The organism is Psychroserpens sp. NJDZ02, from assembly GCF_004843725.1.
Lineage (GTDB): Bacteria > Bacteroidota > Bacteroidia > Flavobacteriales > Flavobacteriaceae > Olleya.
The window spans coordinates 3,540,155-3,561,658 of sequence record NZ_CP039451.1 but is presented as its reverse complement, the minus strand read 5'-3'; the positions used below and the strand labels follow the sequence as shown (position 1 = coordinate 3,561,658).

Below are 21,504 nucleotides of genomic sequence, written 5' to 3'. Positions count from 1 at the left end.
TTTGCGATACAAAAATAAAGCCAAAAAAGGTGTTATACAAATAATAATGAGTAACAAAGATCACATTACTGAAGCTTTTATACAATTAGGCCATTTTATTAGCCAATTTTCTTCAAAAGGCATAGAAAAAAAAGAAAACGTCCCCCACAACGATTTATTTTTCGATGGATTTAAACATCAAATTAAGTTAGCTAAAGAACATAACGGATGGTTTACGCAAGAAAACATCTTGTTTGCTTTAGACGGTTGGAGTTCTCAATTGTCAGAAAAGCATATTAAAGACTGGTTAAGCGCTTATACTATATCGCAAGTGCAACCCAAAACGGTTGCCATTATTATGGCAGGTAATATACCATTGGTCGGGTTTCATGACTTTTTGTGTGTTTTAGCCACAGGACATCATGTTTTAGCTAAACAATCCTCCAATGACAAGCATCTCCTACCCTTTTTAGCAAAATACTTAGAACATGTTTTACCTGATTTAAAAGGACAAATAAAATTTACGGAAGACAAACTAGAACAGTTTGACGCGGTTATCGCTACAGGTAGTAATAATACAGCCCGTTATTTTGAATTCTATTTTAAAAATAAACCGTCTATTATTAGAAAAAGTAGAAATTCGGCTGCCGTATTAACCGGAAATGAAACTAACGAGCAACTAGAAGCGCTATCGGAGGACATTTTTAGATACTACGGTTTAGGTTGCAGAAATGTATCCAAGTTTTTTATACCAAAAGACTATAATTTTGATGCCTTCTTTGCAGCGATGTATAAATGGAATCCTATTATTAACGACTCTAAATATGCTAATAATTACGATTATAATAAAGCGGTATATATAATGAGTGAATTTGACATGCTAGAAAATGGATTCTTAATGATTAAAGAAGATCAAAGCTACGCCTCACCTATTGCTACAGTGTTTTACGAGTATTACGATTCTACAGAGAGTCTAAAACAAAAAATAGATACTGATCAAGACTTAATACAATGTATCGTAGCGGATGGTTTTAATGACACCGAAATTCCGTTTGGAAAAACACAAAAACCAGAACTTTCAGACTATGCGGACAATGTCGATACTATTGCATTTTTGTTAGCAATCTAGTTAATAAATTATTATATTCTTAACTTATTTTAAATCAATAATTAGCACCTTTGTTAACTGAAAAAATATAATTTCTGTTCTAACAGAAAATAAAATTTGTACTCATGCAAAAACACAATTTTAGCGCAGGACCATGCGTTTTACCTAAAGAAGTATTACAAAAAGCATCAGAAGCTTTACTTGATTTTGATAACGGATTATCATTAATCGAGATTTCGCATAGAAGTAAGTCCTTTGTGGACGTTATGGAGCAAGCTAGATCTTTAGCTTTAGAATTGTTAGGCCTAGAAGGTAAAGGCTACAAAGCTTTATTTTTACAAGGTGGTGCAAGTATGCAGTTTTTAATGGCAGCTCAAAATCTTTTAGAAAACAAAGCAGCCTATTTAAATACAGGAACCTGGGCAGACAAGGCAATCAAAGAAGCTAAGATTTATGGTGATATTTTAGAAGTGGCGTCTTCTAAAGACAAAAACTATAATTATATTCCAAAAGGATATGATATCCCTAAAGATTATGATTATTTCCACTGTACTTCTAACAACACTATTTTTGGAACACAAATGAAGAGTTTTCCAAAATCTCCAATCCCATTAATATGTGATATGAGTAGTGATATTTTTTCACGCTCATTAGACTTTTCTCAATTCGATTTAATTTATGCAGGTGCTCAGAAAAATATGGGTCCAGCTGGTACAACGCTTATCGTTGTTAAAGAAGATATTTTAGGAAAAGTATCTCGTCAAATCCCATCAATGCTAGACTACAAAGTACACATTGACAAAGGTAGTATGTTTAATACACCTCCTGTATTTGCGGTATACACGTCCATGTTAACGTTACAATGGTTAAAAGACTTAGGCGGTATTAAAGCAATTGAAAAGGAAAACGACAAAAAAGCACGTTTAATGTATTCTGAAATTGATTTAAACCCATTATTTAAAGGGTTTGCTGCAAAAGAAGACCGTTCTGATATGAATGCGACGTTTACCTTAATAAACGATGATTTAAAAGAAACGTTTGACACCATGTGGAAAGAAGCCGGAATTAACGGTTTAAATGGTCATAGAAGTGTTGGAGGTTATAGAGCAAGTATGTATAACGCCTTATCACTAGATAGCGTTAAAGTACTTGTAGAAGTTATGAATGAATTAGAAAGTAAAGCTTAAACGGTTTGCGATAAGCAGTCCTAGTGGCTGTACTTACTCAAATTAAAAATAAAAAATTAATCAAATGAAAGTATTAGCAAACGATGGTGTATCACAAAGTGGAATTGATGCATTAGAAGCAGCGGGTTTTGAAGTAAACACAACAACCGTTGCTCAAGAACAATTGATAAATTATATCAACGAAAACAATATTAGTGTCCTATTAGTTAGAAGTGCTACAACAGCAAGAAAAGACTTAATTGATGCCTGTCCAAACTTAAAAATCATCGGTCGTGGTGGTGTTGGTATGGATAATATAGATGTAACCTATGCTAAAGAAAAAGGGCTACACGTTATTAATACACCAGCTGCGTCATCGCAATCTGTAGCAGAACTTGTATTTGCGCATCTTTATGGTGGTGTCAGATTTTTACACGATGCTAACAGAGCTATGCCATTAGATGGGGATTCTCAATTTAAAAAATTGAAGAAAAATTATGCTAAAGGTGTTGAGTTAAGAGGAAAAACACTTGGTGTTATCGGATTTGGTCGTATTGGTCAAGAAGTCGCTAAAATTGGTTTAGGTGTAGGAATGAAAGTTATTGCTGCAGATAAATTTATTGACGCAGCCGACGTTAGTGTTGACTTTTTTGATGGACAATCCGTAAAATTCAATATTAAAACAGAAGCTATGGATGACGTTTTAAAGCAATCGGATTTTGTAACGCTACACGTGCCTGCTCAAAAAGACTACGTTATTGGTAAAGCACAATTTGATTTAATGAAAGACGGGTCTGCTATTATTAATGCTGCCAGAGGTGGTGTGGTTAATGAAGTAGACTTAGTGACGGCATTAGAAAGCGGTAAATTAGCATTTGCTGGTTTAGATACCTTCCAAAACGAACCAACGCCAGCAGTACAGTTATTAATGAATGGTAGAATTTCGTTAACACCACATATTGGTGCTGCCACTAACGAAGCACAAGATCGTATTGGTACAGAATTAGCAACACAAATCAAAAATATACTTTTAAACGGATAAATAGCACAATTCGTCTATTATTCTTAAAGTGTAAAATTTTTAAAAAGCCACATTGTTAAAATGTGGCTTTTTTTTGTAATTTAGAAGTATAATTATTACTAACTATTAATTTTTTTATTCAAATGGCAGGAATTTTCGACTTATTAAACTCTGATTTAGGGAAATCAATCATTAGCGGTGTATCAGGATCAACGGGTACCGACGAGGCTAAAACAGGAAGCTTATTAACCATGGCTTTACCAGTGCTTATGAAAGCAATGGAACGCAATGCTTCAACACCAGAAGGTGCTGAGGGATTAATGGGTGCAATACAAGGCAAGCATAACGGAGGTATTTTAGATAACTTAGGAGACCTTTTTGGAGGTGGCGTTAACGAAGAAGTATCAAACGATGGAGATAAAATATTAGGTCACGTTTTAGGGGCTAAAAAAGACAATGTCACTAAAGTTTTAGGAGCAAAATCTGGATTAGACACAGGATCTGTAGCAAACATACTAAAAGTAGCAGCACCTTTATTAATGGGTGTTTTAGGTAAACAAGCGTCACAAAACAACGTGACATCTTCAAGCGGAATCAGTGGTTTACTTAGTGGTTTACTTGGTGGTGCTAGTTCTGAAGGTGCAGTGACACAAGAGCAAAGTTTTCTTGAAAAAATGCTAGATAGTGACGGTGACGGTAGCATCATTGATGATGTTGCAGGAATGGTACTTGGAGGATCAAGTAATAAAAGTGGTGGATTAGGAAGTTTACTTGGTGGACTTTTTGGAAAATAATCCAATACCCTTATAATATAAAAAAGCCAAACATAAGTTTGGCTTTTTTTTGTTTTATAAAACACAAAATATGTTGTATTTTTAGTAAAAACAAAACGTTATGAAACACTTAGTTGTAATTGTGGCTCTACTTTTAATAGCGTTTAGTTGTGCCACTAGTAAAAAAATAACTAGCAAAGACCTAACTAACGCTCAAGTTGGCGATACCATTAGCGTTAATAGCGACGATTACGAAATACTTATCATAGAACCCGGTTTTAATACTTGGTTAGTCAGTCGGGCAAAACCTAAAGGTTTTTATTCTCAGCAGTATTTAGAAAACAAAAATATGTTTTATGTTACCACTTGGAATAGTCGCGTCCTACAACCACAACGTTTTAAGGCTAACTTATACGAAATGCAGATTGATTATAGCGCTAACTTAGATTATGGTTATGATGTTAATTACCAATTATATAACTACTTTGTGTATTTTCAAAATAGATATAACCAAAATCTTTTAGGTGGTCGTATACCTCCTAATTAAAGGCATTTCTATACCTTTGCTTCGACAAAAATTGCAATGGAAAAATTTAAAACACGTTGGGAGATCCAACAAAATTGGCAACTCCTATTCCCTATTCTTGGGCTTTTAGGATTAGCATACTCTAGCTTTAAACTGGCTAAACTACTGTTTAACAATAATCTAATATTGACCGTTGTTTTAGCACTACTAATAACCTATGCCCTATTAAAACTCTTTTTATTTCTATTTAAAAAACTAGAAAATAAATGGAAAGTCGATTATAAATGGGAAATGATTCGCATTTTTATGGTGTTTGCGGTTACCGGAAGTTCTTCTGTATTTATTGGAAGACCAATAATTTATTGGCTTGGAATTACTAAAGAAAACTTAAATGTTTTTGTCTATTGGACTTTATACGTTATCATTGGCATAATCTTTTATCAAATAATGTTAGTTTGTTTTGGTTGGCTTTCTGGTCAGCACAGATTCTTTTGGGAATTTGAGAAGAAAATGATCAGACGTTTTGGTTTAGGTAAATTTGTAGATTAATTGAAACAACAACAGCACATCGCGTTTAAAATTGCAGCAATAGTCCTTCTATTAGCTGTGATGTTACCGTCTGCTGTTAAGTTTACGCATGTTTTTGAAAATCATAAGCACGAGGTGTGTACTGATTATTCAACTAATCATATGCACCAAATAGATTTAGAATGCGAATTTTTCAAATTTAAACTCAATACACAGTACTATCCTACATTTGAAGTTTCCCTTATAAATAGTACGCCCAACTTCTCTAATATTAATACGACATTATATAACTTCAACTATAATCATCAGCAATTATCGTATACGCTTCGGGGGCCTCCTGTTTTAGTTTAAAATAAGTAATTATTTAAACTAAATTCTATTACAATGAAATATTATATGATGATTTTGTGCTGCTGTATATTCAGTTGGTCACAAGGTCAAGATTGTAGTGCTACCCTTTCGGGAAAAGTGCTTGATTTTCATGATGGTTCACCTATTATAAATGCCACCATTTTTATTGAAAGTCTAAACAAGTATACCACTACTGATGTTAATGGACAATTTTCTGTTACTGCGCTTTGCAATGCTCCAATAGTTATTGTGGTTTCTCATTTAGCATGCGAAACAAAAACAGTACCTGTTACCATTGAAGGCAATACGTTTGTGGACATTAATTTAGAACACCATATTGAAGAGCTAAACGAGGTCCAAGTTACGGGCGTATCAAGTTCTAAATTAACTAAAACTACTCAAGAATCTGTCCTAAAAACCGAAACCATTGATCGTTTTAGCTCCCTTAATTTAGGAGATGCTTTAAAGCAAATTAGTGGTGTATCCTCTATCAACACCGGTAATAGCATAGTCAAGCCTGTAATTAATGGTTTACATAGTAGTCGGATAATTGTGATGACTAATGGTGTGAGACTTCAAGACCAGCAATGGGGAATTGAACATGCACCAAATATCGATTTAAATACAGCAGGAAGCATTAATGTTATTAAAGGCGCTAATGCCTTAGCTTATGGTGGAGATGCCATTGGTGGTGTGATAATATTAAAGCCTTCAAAAATTAGTTTAAAAGATTCGCTTTACGGAAAAACCATACTAAGTGGTCAAACCAATGGTAGAGGTTACAACGCCAATACGTCACTAACTAAAACCTACAAAAAAGGATGGTATGTGGGGGCCCAAGCCTCTATAAAACGTTTTGGAGATTTTGAAACACCAGATTACAATTTGACCAATACAGGTTTAAATACCAAAGGGTTTTCTGTTAATGGTGGTTTTAAAACCTTCGAGAAAGGCTTTAATGTCTATTATAGCCATTTGGATAATGAGATCGCCATTTTAAGAGCCTCACACATTGGAAACATCGAAGATTTAGTTAATGCGATTAACAACCAACAACCTTCCGTGATTGAAGATTTTAGCTACGATATTAACGCCCCTAAACAAGACGTGACACATCAAGTTTTTAAAACCGAATTTTATAAACGTTTCAAAACATTTGGACGTGTAGACCTGCAATATGATTATCAGAATAATCATCGTTTGGAATATGATATTCGTGTTGGTGATGATAGAGATACCCCTGCAATAGATTTAACTTTAAAAACGCATACTTTAAAAACGTCCGTTAAATTAGACTCAAACAGTAACATAACATACAATTTTGGAGTAAATGCTGGTTATCAAAATAATTTTGCAGATCCAGAAACTGGTGTTAGACGTTTAATACCTGATTATGACAAGTATGATTTAGGTGCCTTTGTAATTTCTAATATTAGATTAAACAACAGCATCCATATGGATTTTGGTCTACGTTACGATTATAATAAAATTGATGCCAAAAAATTTTATATAACTAGTCGTTGGAACGAGCGTAATTATGATACCGACTTTGCCGATTTAGTCATTGACGATTTAGGCACGCAACTATTAACCAATCCTGTTTTTGAGTATTCTAATATATCCGCTTCGGCAGGTATGTCGTACCAATTAGATACGCATAATAGCTTTATATTTAATTATGGACTATCTAATCGTGCCCCTAACCCGTCCGAATTGTTTAGTGACGGTTTACACCACTCGGCAGCTAGAATAGAATTGGGGGATTTACGTTTAAAGCAGGAAACCTCTAATCGTGTTTCTGGTACTTATAACTATACTAAAAACGATTTATCTTTAAACTTTGAAGCATTTTATAATCACATCAAAGATTACATTTTTATCGAACCCACTGGGACAGAAACATCCATACGTGGCGCGTTTCCTGTGTGGAGTTACAATCAAACCAATGCCGCGATTTACGGATTAGATATTACTGTTAATTATAATTTTAATGACCAATGGTTTTTAAAACACAAATCGTCTATTACAAAAGGAAAAGATATTAGTCAAGACCGGGCATTAATTGATATGCCGTCTTTAAAAACAGTAAATAGTATTGGTTACTCTAACCCAAAATGGTTAAAACTTAAAACAGAATTACAAAGTGAGTTAGTCTTTAGACAAAATGACTATCCCAATAATAATTTTGAAGTATACATTCCAACAACGCAACAAATGGTCTTGGTTGACGTTAGTACGACGCCTCCCACCTATCATTTATTGCATTTACAAAGTAATATTACCTTAGATATTTCTAAAAAAACTAATTTAAATATTGGATTAAATATTACAAATGTATTGAATACCAATTACCGAGAAAACCTGAATAGATTACGTTATTTTGCTGATGATCTAGGAAGAAATATAATGTTACAATTAAAATTAAATTATTAACTCAAAACTTTAAAAAAATGAAAAACTTAAAACAATTATCTCTAGCACTATTAGCTTTAGTCGTATTTACAGCATGTTCTAACGATGACGATTCTACAAACCCAGAACCTGTCAATGAAGAAGAAGTTATTACAACATTAACCGCTACACTTACACCTGTTGGAGGCAGTGAAGCTATTACCCTTGAGTACCGTGATTTAGATGGTGATGGACCTGACGCACCTGTTTATGATATATCGTCTCCATTGGCCCTAAATACAACCTATAATGGTACTTTAGTATTATTAAATGAAACAGTATCTCCTGCAGAATTGATTAATGAAGAAATTGAAGAAGAAAGTAACGATCATCAATTTTTTTACAGTACATCAAATGATATGGCGACATTTACTTATTTAGATGTTGATGGTAATGGCGACCCATTAGGTTTAGCATTTACTTTAACTACAGTTGATGCAGATACAGAAGGAGATTTGACAATTATTTTACGTCACGAACCAAGTAAATCTGCCGATGGTGTAGCCGGTGGAGATATTACTAATGCTGGTGGTGCAACGGATGTTATAGCTATTTTCCCTATTGAAATACAATAAACGACACATTTATTTTTAGTAAAAAGCATCCATTAAGGATGCTTTTTTTTATGTCTATATTAAAAAACAGTAGGATACTTTACAATCTTGATACTTATATACACCTATAATTTTGACACTGTGCTTTGGGACTGGTGTCGTTTAGGATTATATGATGTGTTATCTCCCATGCAAGTAAAATATAATCAAAACGATTTTAGAGCATTTTATAAAAAAGCATTAGCCATTGACAAACTAAATAAAAACACAGCACAAACACCGTAGTCAAAAAACAAGCAACCTATCGCTTTGTTAGTAAACACTCCCTTTTTATATACGCTGTATTACAACCTATTTTAAGCCCATTACCATACAAAGGTTAAACACATATCACTTCTTAAACTAAAACGCGTGTAATTTAAGCTTATCAACAATAACAACCATTAGATTATCAGCACGCACCACAATTGATACATCATCTATTCTTAATTACAAAAAAACAAGTACAGAATCTCACAGTTAGTTTTGGCTATCTTTTACAAACGATTAAAAAGAAATCGTTGCTCAAGCATTTTGAAAATATTTACCAAAATTGAGGTTTTCCGTAAAACAACTATAAATAGTTACTATACTTTTGATCAAGTTTAACGTGAAAAAATATACGTAGTTCTACGTATTGTGAGACAATTTTTTAAATTGTAGCTTCGCCTTTCACAACCACAATCAGGAACAAAAAGTGCGGATATCCCGCAATATTTAGGGGATATCCGCAACAAAAGTTTCCATATAACGAGTTGCCCACAATAGAAAAACTGAATCCAAGAATGCTGTATCCAAACAACTTAACAAAAATATTTTCAAATTATTAAATATGCCAAATGTAAGAATCCAAAATGCAAAAAAAGTTAAAGAAGTTTTAAACCAAATCAAAAGTTCAAAAAGTACACTTCTTAATTTGCTGAAAAATTTGAAATATGACGAACTCTCTTTAAAAAAAAATGAAACAGATTCTTACGATACATACGAAATTATCTTTCCAGAAAATATTCTATTGATATACAACAATTTATCTTCAATTTTAGAAAAAAATATTGACTTAAATGAATTAGAGGAAATTGAAGATATAGAGGAAATACAAAACCTATATAGTTATGAGGTTTATGGCGACATTAAAAAAAATTATGATGGCTTAAAAATTCAAATTCAAATATATAAAAACGATAACAATAGAATTCACAACCCTGGAAACGGTGTTGATTTGATTTTTAGAAATTTAGGATTAGGTAAAAAAGTATATAAGAAAATAATGTTAGAGGTTAAATACATCTCTTCAGAATATAAAGATTTCTGTAATGTTCTTCAAACCTCAATTTACAGTGATCTGATATGGAATAGCATTTTAGATGATGACATAATTACCTCAAATACTAATGGTAATAAATTTATAGCTACAATGAATGAATATAATGAAGACATGGAAAGAATTTTTAATAATTATTTATCCCTTTAAAACAACTGTGGGCAATCGAGTAGACGGCTCCGACTAAAATAGCCGGAGTGCGCCTCTCACACCACCGTACATACGGGTCTCGTATACGGCGGTTCGTAAATCATCACGCCAAAGCTCTTTTCACCCTTGGCACTATCTTCTAATTTAGGCATAGGCTACCACTAGTGCTCCTATGCGAATTTTGAAGAGAATTACGTTCAGCCCTTCCTTACTTGTGAGACCTTCTGAGGTATTGCCTCAACTCGTTTCCTGTAAGTACTATGACCTCTGCTGACTTCTCCATATAGTCAACTCGTAACTTTGGAGACCTCCCCAGGTAATGGCATCCTCTTTCACTCAATCACTGCCGTATCTACATAATTACCCTTTTGTTACTGTTTGGGCGTTACAATGATGTGCTTGCTTACCCGAATAACTATGCCTCTGTATACGATTTCTGTTCGTCAGTACCGAGTTTTGTAGTCTCGCTTCCTTCAGATGTAACCTCGCGATTACCACCCTTGCGACTTACTAATGCTTCAAGACGTTACTCCTGCGCATAAGGGACTTGCACCCTCTAGATTAATTATTTACCTTTCCGTAAATTAAAAGATGCCCATGCTGGGCACACACAACGTATATAATTTATTGCTGGCTTCTCGCCCACTTACGAAAGTCCTCGCGGACTTTCTTTGTCCGTAATTATTTACTAAATTGGTTGCTTGAAACACGCAACAAACCATATACGTATTCCAAGGTCAAAACCTAATTATTTAAAGACCTTTTTACTATGCTGCAAATTTTTGTAATTCGACATAAGGTGTTCCTCTTTTTACCACTGCGAAAGCTCTTGACAAAATCTTATTTCTAACATTATTTAAAGCTACCAGTTTTGGTTTACCTTCTGCAACTTTTTTCTCGTAATACTGTTTTAATTCTTTATCGCACTGTATTGCGCTAACACTGGCAAGTGTTAAGAGTGTTTTCATTTTCCGGTCTCCTATCTTATGAATTCTGTTTTTCCGGTAAATACTGGTTCCTGAACTGTGCTCAAAAGGAGCTACACCACAATAACTTGAAAACTGACGCCAACTATCAAATCGCTTAAAATTGTTCGTGTGGTATAACAATTGACAAGATAATATTAGACCAACCCCTTTTAAGGTATTTAAAAGTTGATAATTCTTTTCCAATAACTCATCACTTCGTATTAGTTTTTTAATACTTTGCTCAAGTGTTGTAATTTGTTTTGTTAGATAATGAATCATCTTTTTGACAATTATACAACAATCATCAGTCGATGGACTACTAAGCAAGGTCTGCATTTCTTTAAGACTACTCATCTTACCTGTACGGTCTCGTACTAACTGTTCTCTAAAGGATAACAAACGTCCTAACTCTTGAATATCTTGCGCTTTTGGACTACTTAGAGTCAACTCTTCTTTGTAAAGCCATGCATATCTCGCAATCATTGCGGAATCAAGCTGATCTATTTTTCCTCTAACAATTCCAGAAGATCGTTTAATGGTCAAAGGACTTTCTTCTACATAATCTATGTTGTTTTCTGATAAATAAACACTAAGATTTGTAGAGTAATGACCTGTATTCTCAAAACAGAAAAAACAGAGGTCTTTACCAAGGTGCTTTTCGACCCAAGATAATAGGGCTTTGTAACCTTTTGAAGTATTGGAAAACACACGGTGAACGCCTCTATTATAAATATGTGCATCAATTGTTAATTTAGATACATCAATACCGATAACATCTACATATTTTTTCATATTTTTAAATATTGTTCCTACTCAAAGAGGAATGATTAATAAATGTTGCTATGACTATCACCTTTATTAGGAAGTGATTCCTGGTATTCCAAATGGTCCTAAAGCAACCTAAGAAAGACAAGAGGACTTATACGTATAGTGGAACTATTATTCTAAACAACGTTCTAGTTCTCCTCTTGTTTCCTAGTAAAAGTAATAACTACTTTTGTAATGAGTATAAAGTAAAGAACAACGTTGGCAATAATTATGACCCGTCCTGAAATAAGGCTACATAATTTTAAACATTATGTATAGAAATGACAAAGTAATTAGACGTTACAGCGAACCTTTTAAGTTAAAAATTTTAGCCGAACTTACAATCGGAAAACACACAAAGAGTGAACTTTGTAAACTCTACTCTATTGCACCTACAACTGTGAACGTGTGGATTAAAAAGTACAATCGTAAAGACTTAATGAACACCAGAGTAAAAGTGGAAACAAAAGACGAAATATCTAGAATTAAAGCACTTCAAAAAGAAATTGAACAGCTTAAAAAGTTACTACTTAAAAAGGATCTCGATGCTATGGTAGAAGAATCCTATCTAGAAGTAGCTGCTGAAGATTTAGGTTATAAATCTATTGCTGAACTAAAAAAAAAGTTAAGTATAAAGCCTTAATAAAAGCCAAAGAGAAATCTAAGGGATTTGCTTCTTTGACAACTATAACCCATTGTTTTGGACTTAAACGCAATGCTTATTACAAGCATAAAAACAGAGCTGATAAGCGTTTAAACCTAGAACTACAGATTATTAATATCGTTAGAAAAAGACGCAAATCCCTTCCTAGAGAAGGCGTGAGAAAACTTGTAAAATCATTAAAGGCCGATTTTAATAAAGCCAAGATTAAAGTTGGTAGAGATACTTTATTTAATGTGCTTAGAAAACATCAAATGCTGACACTTAGAAGGAAAACCAGTGCTAGAACTACAAACTCTTATCATCGTTTTTACAAATATAATAACATCATTAAAGACTTAGAAGTTACTAGAGCTAACCAAGTTTGGGTATCTGATATCACATACATTAGAACCATAAAGGGCTTTTGCTACCTGGCTTTAATAACAGATATGCATTCAAGGAAAATAGTTGGTTATGATATTAGTGATAGCTTGGAACTCAAAGGATGTGTGAGAGCGCTTAATAAGGCTATTTATCAAGCTAAAAATATCAAAGAATTAATACATCATTCAGACAGAGGAATACAGTATTGTAGCAATGTTTATACACAAATACTCAAAAGAAAAAAAATAGATATTAGTATGACAGAAGAAAATCATTGTTACGAAAACGCAATGGCAGAACGCGTAAATGGAATTTTAAAAGATGAATTTTATCTCGACCAAACCTTTGATAACGTGAGTCACGCAAAGAGAGCTGCAAAAAATGCAATTAATTTATACAACGAAGTTAGATTACATTTATCTTTAGATTATAAAACACCTAATATGGTATATAAATTATCAGCTTAATTCAATTTTAACCTGTAGCCATATTTCAGGACAAGACATTAAAAATGACACTAAACAAAGAACAGTTAGAAAAAGTTAATGAAGGAATTAAAGCCATTTTTGACTTTTGTCCAGAAATAGCTGATGACAATGAAGAGCTGATATATTCTGATGAACGAATAAAAGAAATTGTTGAGGAAGAAGAAGATATTGAAGGACTTGAAATTTATTTTCCAGGAGAAGGAGATTATACTTTTATCGAGGTTGATGAATTTATTGATTTAATCGAAGAAATTAAAACCATAGAAGTAGTTGATAGCAGTTATATTAAAACCAAATTAACAAGGTATTATATAGTAAGCGCTAATGAATTTACAGATGAACATATTTTATCGTTACATTCTTTATACACCAACACAAAAGGAGTTACAATAAGTTTAATTCACGAATCTATTATAGTTGGACTCGCAGCTACAAAATTGGGAGAATACGAAAAAGATGATTGGGGAACTGTTTCCCCATATATGTCAATAGAAATTGACTATGAAACTGAAAATGATATTTTAAGTAAAGAAGAAGAACTGAAATTAATTAACTCTTATATTTTTGAAGTTGCCGACACAGTAAATATTGCAGTTACGTTTTCCGAAATTAGAAATCCAATTTATGATTTATACGACATAACTGGAGAAATTGCAGAAGCAGATGTGGCTGATTTGCGAGAATTGGAACCATATAATATCGGAATGGAGTTCTTTGTTTCGGCAATACAAATTAAAGACCCAGAACTTAAATTTTTGAATTTTTATAAAGTTCTCGAACATTTTTCACCAATCGCAGTTAATATTGAGGCAAATGAACTGATGCGAAAAAAATTAGATGCACCTAAAAGTTCATTTGAAGATGGAGATTATATTCGTTCAATTTTCACATTGGCTCATTCAATGCGTGACAGATATAATGATGAAGATTTAATAAAAGCTTCTTTCAATACCTGTTTTGATTTTGTTGGCTTGTTTTCAAAACTTCCTGAATCTCTTAAGAAAAAAATTAAGTCAAATATTCAATCCAAAGATTTAGATTATACAACGGACAAGCAAAAAATAACAACAGCCTGTAATATTGCTGGAAAAATTATTTACAAAACAAGAAATAAAGTTGTTCACGCTAAATCAAATTTCAATTTGACAGGAGAAGAAGTTCAATCTTCAGAATACACAGAATTGAATGATTTTATGAAAGAAGCCAGTTCACAAGCGATAAGATGGTACACAAGACAACCAAGTCATTTGAAATTAGAAATTATAAAATAACTATTGCCAATCGAGTAGACGGCTCCGACTAAAATAGCCGGAGTGCGCCTCTCACACCACCGTACATACGGGTCTCGTATACGGCGGTTCGTAAATCATCACGCCAAAGCTCTTTTCACCCTTGGCACTATCTTCTAATTTAGGCATAGGCTACCACTAGTGCTCCTATGCGAATTTTGAAGAGAATTACGTTCAGCCCTTCCTTACTTGTGAGACCTTCTGAGGTATTGCCTCAACTCGTTTCCTGTAAGTACTATGACCTCTGCTGACTTCTCCATATAGTCAACTCGTAACTTTGGAGACCTCCCCAGGTAATGGCATCCTCTTTCACTCAATCACTGCCGTATCTACATAATTACCCTTTTGTTACTGTTTGGGCGTTACAATGATGTGCTTGCTTACCCGAATAACTATGCCTCTGTATACGATTTCTGTTCGTCAGTACCGAGTTTTGTAGTGGTATTTGCTTATTAATCAATCACAAATAGCCTTCAGATAAAACCTCACGGTTTTCACCCTTGCGACTTACTAATGCTTCAGAACGTTACTCCTGCGCATAAGGGACTTGCACCCTCTAGATTAATTATTTACCTTTAGGTAAATTAAAAGATGCCCATGCTGGGCACACACACCGTATAAAATTAATTGCGGCTTAGTGCTTAATCAAAGGTCGTTGCTTGTTTGTAACGTCTGATTTTCCTTCGGAAAATCCTCGCATACAAACCCGCAACTATTCTTATACATAAACGTTGCCAACAATTATGAAAAACACCTTTGCCATATTAATTTCACTACTTATTGGACAGTCTATATTTGGACAGAAAACACCGATTTCTTACGTAAATTATGAAAAAGTTAAAGGCAATTCTAATAATCCATTGGTTGTTGATAATCGAATAAGTCAAATTTCATTGACATCAAAAACTGAATTTGAATTTTGGAGCTATCCAGTTCCTTCAAGCTGTTTAACTTGGAGAGAATATAATGGAACTTGGGAAAGGAAAAACGACACAATTTTTTTCTATGATAAATATGAGATAATAGCAAGTGATTCTGAATTTAGTTTTTCAACTAGCGACAAAAATAAATTCTATCAATTGGAATTTAAAACGGATAAAGGTTCTGAATTGACTAGCAAGAATATAAATCTCGCTTTTGTTTATGACTTGGATTCTGATTGGGACTTTGAGGAATATGAAATGACGTTAGAAAATGATTTCAGCTTAAAAATTCCCTTTGAAGAAATTCCGAATATTAATAAGCTAGCCTCTATTCGCTTTTTATACTATTTAGAGAATGGAGAAAAAAGGTTTGGATTTATATCAGCAGATGAAACACTAACTGAAAAGGAAAAAGACCTTCCGAATTTAATCGAAGTCACTTTTATCGAACAACCTGAAAAGGAAATAGTCAACAGAATTACTAAAGCGATTTTAATTGATAATAGGATTAAAATAATATCATCGCAAAAAAACAACACGAATTTAGCAGATGAAACTTCTGAATTAATATTTAAAGATTATTACAAAAAAGAATCTGAATAAATACTGTAGCCAACACCAGTAACCGTTGCACAACCCCTTAAAAAAGCATAAAAACAGCTTAAAATCTTTGATTTTAAGCTGTTTTTAATTTTAATACGCCATATTTTCTCTAAAATGCAAGTGGCTTAAAACATAGTATTTGAACGCTTATTAGGTGGTTTTTGGTGCTTATAATAAAAGCAAGTAGTTCTGCTATACTCTCTGGTAAGTTTTTCATATATTTTAAATACTTTTTAAGATTATAGGCTGTTGCGGATAGATGCATACACTTATTAGCTTGTTTAATCCCAAGGGTATTCACTTTTCCCATGCCTAAAAACTGAGTTAGTGCACCAAAACAGGGGCTAACGTACTTTGTCGTTTTCCTTTTATATAGCTTCCTTTTTTGCTAATTGGTCGTTTCCTTTTTCCGAACAAAATACTTGTTACGAAAATGCCATGGCAGAATGAGTAAACGGTATATTTAAATATGAATTTTATCACGACCAAACCTTTGATAACGTGAGACACGCAAAGAGCGCTGCAAAAAATGCAATTAATTTATACAACGAAGTAAGATTACATTTATCTTTAGATTATAAAACTCCTTATATGGTATATAAATTATCAGCTTAATTCAATTTTAACCTGTAGCCATATTTCAGGACAAGACATTTAAAAAAAACGATATTATGAAATATGACCTTGCTGAAATGAACTCTTTGGACATTTATTTATCAAGTCTGACCAATGAGGAATACGACAAAATCAAACACAAAATTGGTACTCGAAAATCAAAACCGATGCCATTATTGAGTTGGGATATTTATATGGATGGTTATCATAAAAGAATGACTGAAGCCAGAAAGAGAATTGAATTGGAAAAAGTTCTTTCTTTTGCAATTCAATTTAATTGGCAAAATGACCTTGAAATTGCTTTTTCTGAAAATGATTACGAAGCCTTGATTATTACTGATAAAAACCAGAAAATAATTTGGGTAAATGATGGCTTCACTTCAATGACTGGTTATTCAAAATCATTTGCTTTAAACAAAACACCAAGATTTTTACAAGGCGAGAAAACTTCATTAAGAACCAAAGCAAGTATTAAGTCTAAAATTGAACTTGACAAACCGTTCAAGGAAGTAATAATCAATCACCGAAAAGACAAATCAATGTACAAATGTGAAGTAAAAATTATACCTCTTTACTACAAAGAAACAACGCATTTTATAGCATTAGAAAAACAAGTAGTTTAATGGACATAGAGCAAAAAATAAAAAAGTCAAGGACGAAAATCTTTAAAACGGTTTTTCCTAATACAACTAATCATTACGACACCCTTTTCGGAGGAACAGCAATGCAATTAATGGACGAAACGGCTTTTATAACAGCAACAAGGTTTAGTCGACAACAAATGGTAACTGTTAGTAGTGATAAAATTGACTTTAAAAAGCCTATTCCAGCAGGAACCATAGTGGAACTTGATGGATATGTTACCCACTTAGGAAATACGAGTTTAAAAGTGAGAGTAGATATTTTCGTTGAGGAAATGTACACAGATTTCCGAGAAAAAGCAGTATCGGGAGAATTTACGTTTGTTGCGATTGACGAAAATAAGAAACCAGTAAAAATACTGTAGCCAACACCAGCAACCGTTGCACAACCCCTTAAAAAAGCATAAAAACAGCTTAAAATCTTTGATTTTAAGCTGTTTTTAATTTTAATACGTCATATTTTCTCTAAAATGCAAGTGGCTTAAAACATACCATTCGAAGGCTTATTAGGTGGTTTTTGGTGCTTATAATAAAAGCAAGTAGTTCTGCTATACTCTCTGGTAAGTTTTTCATATATTTTAAATACTTTTTAAGATTATAGGCTGTTGCAGATAGATGCATACACTTATTAGCTTGTTTAACGCCCAGGGTATTCACTTTTTCCATGCCTAAAAACTGGGTTAGTGTACCAAAAACAGAGGCTATCTGCTTTGTCGTTTTCCTTTCATATAGCTTCCTTTTTTGCTAATTGGTCGTCTCCTTTTTCCGAACAAAATACTTGTTACAAAAATGCCATAGCAGAATGAGTAAACGGTATTTTAAAAGATGAATTTTATCGCGACCAAACCTTTGATAACGTGAACCACAAAAAGAGCGCTGCAAAAAATGCAATTAATTTATACAACGACGTAAGATTACATTTATCTTTAGATTATAAAACACCTAATATGGTATATAAATTATCAGCTTAATTCAATTTTAACCTGTAGCCATATTTCAGGACAAGACATATGACCTAAACCCAATCTGAATCTTCCAAAGTAAAGATTTCGCTAATTTCAACTTCGAAAATTTGAGCTAATCTTAAAGCTAAAACTGTCGACGGAACATATTTCCCTAATTCCATAGCATTGATTGTTTGCCTACTAACTTTTGCCAGTTTAGCTAAATCAGCTTGAGTAATATTCTTTTTTGCTCTTTCGACTTTAATACTATTCTTCATAATTAGCTGATTATTTAAGTTTAGAAATTTGCCTGTTAAATCTAATTATGAAAAATAGCAAGACCGTGAACATATTAAATATCATAACCCATAAAAAGGAAAAATCGAAAATAAAAAAAAACGAAAACAAAAGAATTCCATAGTTTACATAAACAGCCCAAACCAATGACTCTAATCTGATTTTTGATATATATTCATCTTCTGATTTTTCTTTAGAAAAAGCAACAAATAAAGAACTGACAATAATTAAAATACCGAAAATTTCATTCAGTAAATTATTTTTAACCATTCCCAATAGTTTTTTATCCGTAAAAAAGTCATCGATAAAAATAGCAGGAACGTTGAAATCTAAAAAACTTGGTTCATATTCATAGATAAGTGTTACCAAACCAATAATTGCGGATGGAATAAGAATAAACCAACCGATAATTTTGAATTTATTTGGAAATAAGTAATTTACTTTCATAATATTATGATTTAATTTCAAACAAATGTAAAACAAACAATACTAAAAGACAAATAAACATTACATATTATCAAACAAATACCACTGCCAATCGAGTAGACGGCTCCGACTAAAATAGCTGGAGTGCGCCTCTCACACCACCGCACGTGCGTAACTACGTTGGTCCTTTCGTCTCTATTGCTACTAGCAATACAAGCTTACTCTTATGGATATCTGACCAAATAAAAACGCAAATATTACGGTGAACTTATAAGTTTTGCGGCAAAACTAAGTGCAAAAAAGAATTTCTTACTCAACCGATTTCTGACCAAAAAAATAAGCAACTGTTGTGGCTGACTAATAATTTTTTCAGCAAATCCAAACGCAAGCAAACCCCTAAAACTCCTACTCTAGCGGATTTCAACATTGGTTTGTATCTAATTAATTCGCTCCTTTAACGTCGCAACTAAGCATACATAAAACAGTTAGCCTTTTGTACTAATAGTTGGACTGCTTTTCTCAAAAACAATAACTTCTATTTTGTAATTTTGTTCGGTGCTAACCTAGTACCATAAACATAATTAAAAAGATAAAGTATGACTAACAAAAGTGATGCCGATAAAGAAGCTATAACAGTGTTTTTAGAGTTCTTTGGAGTTAAAAAGGAAGGTTCTAATCAAAAATCATTAATAGAAATTGAGAAGGAGATTGAGAAACAGGATGATTACGAAGAAGAGTACGAACTTAGATGCGTAGCATTAAATAATTACGCAAAGGCTCTAGAGAGACTAAGCGACGCCAATAAATTTGAAGCTGTATATCAGACAATTAATTACTTTTCAAGATATAACATCGAAGACTACACTGTTGTATCTATTGTTCTTGAAAAACTTAATGAGTATAAAGGAAAATAATTATCGGATAAAGATATAGTAACCATATCCGCATGGGGGAATTCATTAATAGAATGGAGTTGGGGATTAGAAACTAAGAAAGAAGAAGAACTGTTTAAAAGTTTTTTTGGAGAACAAAATGGTGATCATGCTAAATTATCCAGAGGTATTTCATGTGCCGTTTTAAGTTTACTACCTGTAGAATATCAAAAACCGGGAGCAAAAGATTTTATTGGACATTATGACACAGGAGTTATCGAAGCATATATTAGATTTTTAGTCTACGGGTTAATTGATAATGAGTACAACACGAAAGATAGCCCTATGTCACCTAGTTTCTCACTTGAAATCGTAAACAGGTTGTTTGGAAGTTTTGCTGATTGGTTACAAAAACAGCAAAACATTTAGATTAGCCTCGCTAATCTGAATGTAGATAAAAATCAATATTTGGTCAGATCTTCAAGTTAATATACAATTGTTTTGAAGATAAAATAAAAAACGCCCTAACATCATCAATGATCCCATGACGGTTCAGTGTTAGATTTGGCTTTTCTTCTTTCTGGAAGCACTATAAAAATTTCTGATTTTTCATAACTTAAACAGTTCAAAAGAATCATGGTTAAGTAAAGTGTTTCAAATGCGTTGTTTAAGTTTATATTTTATGAATATTAAACGTAGGGCCAATCAAGTAGACGGCTCCGACTAAAATAGCAAGAGTGCGCGTGCGCCTCTCACACCAACGTACGTAAGCAACTATGTTGGTCCTTTCTCCTCTATTACTACTAGCAATACAACTCAAGAACAAAAAGTGCGGATATCCCGCAATTTTTAGGGGATATTCACTACTTTAGTTGCTATATAACGCGTAACAACAAGCTAAAAAGAGAATGATTAATTATAAAATTAAGAAAATGAAACAAATATTAGGAATATTAATAGCGTGCATTGTATTACAAAGTTGTAAATCACAATCTGACTTTGATTTAGCCAAAATCATCCTGAATCAAGATAAAATTTCGGACATAATTCCAAAAGATGTTAAAATGGTAACATACGATATTGGAGTTGCTGAAGGCAATTACAAATATACATCTACAGGTTCAGATAAAATTTTGATTTATAATCAAATAAATTTTTCTGGAGAAAATCCAAAAGCCAACTATGAAAACAAAGCTGCTTTATATTTTAATATTAAAGATAGCATTATATCAAGATACCAACTAGAAATCTCAGATACTGAACAAAGTAAAGAATTACTAAAAACCCTCAAAGAAAAATTGGGAAGTGCAAACTATACGGGATTCAAGAGTGAGAAAGATAAAACTAAAAATATCCCTGATGGATTTATATGGGAAAATATTAAAGAAAACACTCTATATCATTTAACTTATTCAAAACAGCACTATGGCATTCACGCAACATTAAATGTATTGCCAATATTAGAAACGTACCCGGCACTTCCTGGATTTAGTTATTGGGAAGATTTTACATTTCAGCGTAACAAAAGAAAAGACCCTGATTATACTTATCAACAATATTTAAGAGATAAGTTAGAAAACAATCCTTCAAATATTCAGAATAGGTTATCTAAATAACAAACTTATCGTACGAAGCCA

23 protein-coding genes are annotated in these 21,504 nt (G+C 32.9%); 20 read left to right on the top strand and 3 right to left on the bottom strand.

What is annotated here, in order from left to right; translation table 11 throughout:
• The first annotated feature begins 46 nt into the window (after window positions 1-46).
• The 10 genes from E9099_RS15750 to E9099_RS15710 all read left to right on the top strand — a co-directional run bounded on the left by E9099_RS15750 (window position 47) and on the right by E9099_RS15710 (window position 9,967).
• Entirely contained in the window at window positions 47-1,108 is a 1,062-nt protein-coding gene (locus tag E9099_RS15750) for an acyl-CoA reductase (protein ID WP_136584484.1), read from the top strand.
• 104 nt (window positions 1,109-1,212) lie between these two features.
• Window positions 1,213-2,274, top strand: a complete 1,062-nt coding sequence (gene serC / locus E9099_RS15745; RefSeq protein ID WP_136584483.1) for a 3-phosphoserine/phosphohydroxythreonine transaminase — start codon at window positions 1,213-1,215, stop codon at window positions 2,272-2,274.
• 64 nt (window positions 2,275-2,338) lie between these two features.
• Complete coding sequence (locus E9099_RS15740) at window positions 2,339-3,295, top strand: D-2-hydroxyacid dehydrogenase (protein WP_136584482.1); 957 nt, start codon at window positions 2,339-2,341, stop codon at window positions 3,293-3,295.
• 122 nt (window positions 3,296-3,417) lie between these two features.
• Window positions 3,418-4,068, top strand: a complete 651-nt coding sequence (locus E9099_RS15735; protein WP_136584481.1) for a DUF937 domain-containing protein — start codon at window positions 3,418-3,420, stop codon at window positions 4,066-4,068.
• Window positions 4,069-4,168: 100 nt separating this feature from the next.
• Complete coding sequence (locus tag E9099_RS15730) at window positions 4,169-4,594, top strand: DUF6146 family protein (RefSeq protein WP_136584480.1); 426 nt, start codon at window positions 4,169-4,171, stop codon at window positions 4,592-4,594.
• Window positions 4,595-4,630: 36 nt separating this feature from the next.
• Window positions 4,631-5,122, top strand: a complete 492-nt coding sequence (locus E9099_RS15725; RefSeq protein ID WP_136584479.1) for a DUF6787 family protein — start codon at window positions 4,631-4,633, stop codon at window positions 5,120-5,122.
• A gap of 363 nt (window positions 5,123-5,485) precedes the next feature.
• A complete protein-coding gene (locus E9099_RS15720) occupies window positions 5,486-7,885 on the top strand; it encodes a TonB-dependent receptor (RefSeq protein ID WP_136584478.1) in 2,400 nt (799 codons plus the stop codon).
• A gap of 17 nt (window positions 7,886-7,902) precedes the next feature.
• A complete protein-coding gene (locus E9099_RS15715; RefSeq protein ID WP_136584477.1) occupies window positions 7,903-8,478 on the top strand; it encodes a type 1 periplasmic binding fold superfamily protein in 576 nt (191 codons plus the stop codon).
• Window positions 8,479-8,565: 87 nt separating this feature from the next.
• Window positions 8,566-8,742, top strand: a complete 177-nt coding sequence (locus E9099_RS19280; protein WP_168800764.1) for a hypothetical protein — start codon at window positions 8,566-8,568, stop codon at window positions 8,740-8,742.
• A 682-nt stretch (window positions 8,743-9,424) separates the two neighbouring features.
• Window positions 9,425-9,967 (top strand): hypothetical protein, encoded by a 543-nt coding sequence (locus E9099_RS15710; protein ID WP_136584476.1) that lies wholly within the window; start codon window positions 9,425-9,427, stop codon window positions 9,965-9,967.
• 767 nt (window positions 9,968-10,734) lie between these two features.
• Here the strand turns inward: E9099_RS15710 and E9099_RS15705 are convergent.
• Window positions 10,735-11,727, bottom strand: a complete 993-nt coding sequence (locus E9099_RS15705) for an IS110 family transposase (protein WP_136584475.1) — start codon at window positions 11,725-11,727, stop codon at window positions 10,735-10,737.
• A gap of 286 nt (window positions 11,728-12,013) precedes the next feature.
• Between E9099_RS15705 and E9099_RS15700 the strand changes: the two genes are divergently transcribed.
• The 8 genes from E9099_RS15700 to E9099_RS19780 all read left to right on the top strand — a co-directional run bounded on the left by E9099_RS15700 (window position 12,014) and on the right by E9099_RS19780 (window position 18,299).
• Complete coding sequence (locus E9099_RS15700; protein WP_100945294.1) at window positions 12,014-12,385, top strand: transposase; 372 nt, start codon at window positions 12,014-12,016, stop codon at window positions 12,383-12,385.
• Window positions 12,386-12,420: 35 nt separating this feature from the next.
• The gene (locus tag E9099_RS15695) at window positions 12,421-13,236 is read left to right on the top strand and encodes an IS3 family transposase (RefSeq protein ID WP_240788886.1); all 816 of its coding nucleotides are present in this window, start codon (window positions 12,421-12,423) and stop codon (window positions 13,234-13,236) included.
• A 44-nt stretch (window positions 13,237-13,280) separates the two neighbouring features.
• Window positions 13,281-14,528, top strand: coding sequence for a hypothetical protein (locus tag E9099_RS15690; protein WP_136584474.1), 1,248 nt, complete (start codon window positions 13,281-13,283; stop codon window positions 14,526-14,528).
• A gap of 761 nt (window positions 14,529-15,289) precedes the next feature.
• Window positions 15,290-16,072, top strand: a complete 783-nt coding sequence (locus E9099_RS15685; protein ID WP_136584473.1) for a hypothetical protein — start codon at window positions 15,290-15,292, stop codon at window positions 16,070-16,072.
• A 459-nt stretch (window positions 16,073-16,531) separates the two neighbouring features.
• Entirely contained in the window at window positions 16,532-16,687 is a 156-nt protein-coding gene (locus E9099_RS19785; RefSeq protein WP_136585201.1) for an integrase core domain-containing protein, read from the top strand.
• Between the two features lie 56 nt (window positions 16,688-16,743).
• Window positions 16,744-17,310 (top strand): PAS domain-containing protein, encoded by a 567-nt coding sequence (locus tag E9099_RS15675; protein ID WP_136584472.1) that lies wholly within the window; start codon window positions 16,744-16,746, stop codon window positions 17,308-17,310.
• Window positions 17,310-17,693 (top strand): acyl-CoA thioesterase, encoded by a 384-nt coding sequence (locus E9099_RS15670; RefSeq protein WP_136584471.1) that lies wholly within the window; start codon window positions 17,310-17,312, stop codon window positions 17,691-17,693. Before E9099_RS15675 ends, E9099_RS15670 begins: the two co-directional genes overlap by 1 nt.
• A gap of 450 nt (window positions 17,694-18,143) precedes the next feature.
• Entirely contained in the window at window positions 18,144-18,299 is a 156-nt protein-coding gene (locus E9099_RS19780) for an IS3 family transposase (RefSeq protein ID WP_136585200.1), read from the top strand.
• A 44-nt stretch (window positions 18,300-18,343) separates the two neighbouring features.
• Here E9099_RS19780 and E9099_RS15660 read toward each other — a convergent pair whose 3' ends face one another.
• Both E9099_RS15660 and E9099_RS15655 read right to left on the bottom strand, forming a co-directional pair.
• Window positions 18,344-18,550 (bottom strand): helix-turn-helix transcriptional regulator, encoded by a 207-nt coding sequence (locus E9099_RS15660; RefSeq protein ID WP_136584470.1) that lies wholly within the window; start codon window positions 18,548-18,550, stop codon window positions 18,344-18,346.
• 10 nt (window positions 18,551-18,560) lie between these two features.
• Window positions 18,561-19,016, bottom strand: coding sequence for a hypothetical protein (locus E9099_RS15655; RefSeq protein ID WP_136584469.1), 456 nt, complete (start codon window positions 19,014-19,016; stop codon window positions 18,561-18,563).
• A 575-nt stretch (window positions 19,017-19,591) separates the two neighbouring features.
• On the opposite strand from E9099_RS15655, the gene E9099_RS15650 reads away from it, so the two are divergent.
• Both E9099_RS15650 and E9099_RS15645 read left to right on the top strand, forming a co-directional pair.
• The gene (locus tag E9099_RS15650; RefSeq protein ID WP_136584468.1) at window positions 19,592-19,909 is read left to right on the top strand and encodes a hypothetical protein; all 318 of its coding nucleotides are present in this window, start codon (window positions 19,592-19,594) and stop codon (window positions 19,907-19,909) included.
• Window positions 19,910-20,799: 890 nt separating this feature from the next.
• Window positions 20,800-21,483 carry a hypothetical protein gene (locus tag E9099_RS15645; RefSeq protein ID WP_136584467.1) on the top strand — a complete coding sequence of 228 codons (684 nt, stop codon included), beginning with the start codon at window positions 20,800-20,802 and terminating at the stop codon, window positions 21,481-21,483.
• Window positions 21,484-21,504: the final 21 nt, after the last annotated feature.

What these genes read in the sequence shown, in the direction of transcription:
- E9099_RS15750 (WP_136584484.1), top strand. Translation starts at nt 47, where the DNA reads ATGAGTAACAAAGATCACATTACTGAAGCTTTTATACAATTAGGCCAT.
- serC (WP_136584483.1), top strand. Translation starts at nt 1,213, where the DNA reads ATGCAAAAACACAATTTTAGCGCAGGACCATGCGTTTTACCTAAAGAA.
- E9099_RS15740 (WP_136584482.1), top strand. Translation starts at nt 2,339, where the DNA reads ATGAAAGTATTAGCAAACGATGGTGTATCACAAAGTGGAATTGATGCA.
- E9099_RS15735 (WP_136584481.1), top strand. Translation starts at nt 3,418, where the DNA reads ATGGCAGGAATTTTCGACTTATTAAACTCTGATTTAGGGAAATCAATC.
- E9099_RS15730 (WP_136584480.1), top strand. Translation starts at nt 4,169, where the DNA reads ATGAAACACTTAGTTGTAATTGTGGCTCTACTTTTAATAGCGTTTAGT.
- E9099_RS15725 (WP_136584479.1), top strand. Translation starts at nt 4,631, where the DNA reads ATGGAAAAATTTAAAACACGTTGGGAGATCCAACAAAATTGGCAACTC.
- E9099_RS15720 (WP_136584478.1), top strand. Translation starts at nt 5,486, where the DNA reads ATGAAATATTATATGATGATTTTGTGCTGCTGTATATTCAGTTGGTCA.
- E9099_RS15715 (WP_136584477.1), top strand. Translation starts at nt 7,903, where the DNA reads ATGAAAAACTTAAAACAATTATCTCTAGCACTATTAGCTTTAGTCGTA.
- E9099_RS15705 (WP_136584475.1), bottom strand. Translation starts at nt 11,727, where the DNA reads ATGAAAAAATATGTAGATGTTATCGGTATTGATGTATCTAAATTAACA.
- E9099_RS15700 (WP_100945294.1), top strand. Translation starts at nt 12,014, where the DNA reads ATGTATAGAAATGACAAAGTAATTAGACGTTACAGCGAACCTTTTAAG.
- E9099_RS15690 (WP_136584474.1), top strand. Translation starts at nt 13,281, where the DNA reads ATGACACTAAACAAAGAACAGTTAGAAAAAGTTAATGAAGGAATTAAA.
- E9099_RS15685 (WP_136584473.1), top strand. Translation starts at nt 15,290, where the DNA reads ATGAAAAACACCTTTGCCATATTAATTTCACTACTTATTGGACAGTCT.
- E9099_RS15675 (WP_136584472.1), top strand. Translation starts at nt 16,744, where the DNA reads ATGAAATATGACCTTGCTGAAATGAACTCTTTGGACATTTATTTATCA.
- E9099_RS15670 (WP_136584471.1), top strand. Translation starts at nt 17,310, where the DNA reads ATGGACATAGAGCAAAAAATAAAAAAGTCAAGGACGAAAATCTTTAAA.
- E9099_RS15660 (WP_136584470.1), bottom strand. Translation starts at nt 18,550, where the DNA reads ATGAAGAATAGTATTAAAGTCGAAAGAGCAAAAAAGAATATTACTCAA.
- E9099_RS15655 (WP_136584469.1), bottom strand. Translation starts at nt 19,016, where the DNA reads ATGAAAGTAAATTACTTATTTCCAAATAAATTCAAAATTATCGGTTGG.
- E9099_RS15650 (WP_136584468.1), top strand. Translation starts at nt 19,592, where the DNA reads ATGACTAACAAAAGTGATGCCGATAAAGAAGCTATAACAGTGTTTTTA.
- E9099_RS15645 (WP_136584467.1), top strand. Translation starts at nt 20,800, where the DNA reads ATGAAACAAATATTAGGAATATTAATAGCGTGCATTGTATTACAAAGT.